The sequence below is a fragment of the Mariniphaga sediminis genome, from assembly GCF_003573545.1.
In the GTDB taxonomy this organism is placed as follows: Bacteria; Bacteroidota; Bacteroidia; order Bacteroidales; family Prolixibacteraceae; genus Mariniphaga; species Mariniphaga sediminis.
The window spans coordinates 1-963 of record NZ_QWET01000066.1; the positions used below are offsets into that span (position 1 = coordinate 1).

1 protein-coding gene is annotated in these 963 nt (G+C 40.4%); it reads right to left on the minus strand.

The genetic code is table 11. The features are described from left to right. On the minus strand, window positions 1-853 hold an 853-nt coding region (locus D1164_RS23600; protein WP_119352359.1), incomplete at its 3' end, for an IS3 family transposase. Window positions 854-963: the final 110 nt, after the last annotated feature.

Consider the following 963-nt stretch of genomic DNA (forward strand, 5'->3'; position numbering starts at 1 on the left):
CTACATTATTAAACACCATATTTGGTGTTTTGTACCTTAAAGATACATGAAGCCTTTTATTATTATAAATTTTAATTGCGCTTTTTGTTGCCCGTTTTGCATGAGCTGTTGAAAAAAAGCATTGGTCGAGGTAGAACTCGTCTTTCAATATGCCGTTAACCCTTTCAGCAATAGCATTTTCATAGCAATGTTTTTCTTCTGTCATGCTGATTTCGATTCCTTTTCTTTTTAGTTCATTTACATACATATGGCTGCAATACTGCACACCTCTGTCGGAGTGGTGTATAAGCCCGGCCGCTGGCTTTGAGTGCCACAGGGCCTTTCGAAGGGCCCGTAGGCACCCCGCCAGCTCCAGCGAATCGCTGAGGTCATGTCCGATAATTTTTCGTGAATACATGTCAGTAATTAAGGCCAAATAACAGAAGCCTTTTACCGTTCGGATATAGGTAATATCGGAAACCCAAACCTGGTTAGGCTTTGAAACTTCCAGCTCTTTTACCAAGTTGTTGTATTTATGGAAATGGTGGTAGGAGTTGGTTGTTTTAGCATAAGCCCTTTTCCTTTTTACCAGCATGTCATTTGCCCTTAAAATATCAAATAATGAATCTCTGCCGACCTTAATATGTGCAGCTTTAAAAGAAGGCAGTAAGGCTTCATACAATTTACGTACCCCAACCCTGGGCTGTACTTTGCGTTCTTCTTTTACCAGCTGTATTACCTTTGATTCTGCAGACTTATAACGTTCCCACCGTTGCTGGTATTTATAGTATGCATCGCGTTTAAGGTTAAAGCAAGCACATACTTTTGACATGCTTGCTATACCTGTTTGTTTCGTAATCGCAGCAGCCTTCATCAGGGCTTGATGTTTAAATTTTTTTTTAACTCATCCACGTTCTTGTACCCCAGTTTTTCTGCTGCCACTTCCAGATATGAATCCAAGGCCAACTTGTCAAGGTCTTTTTT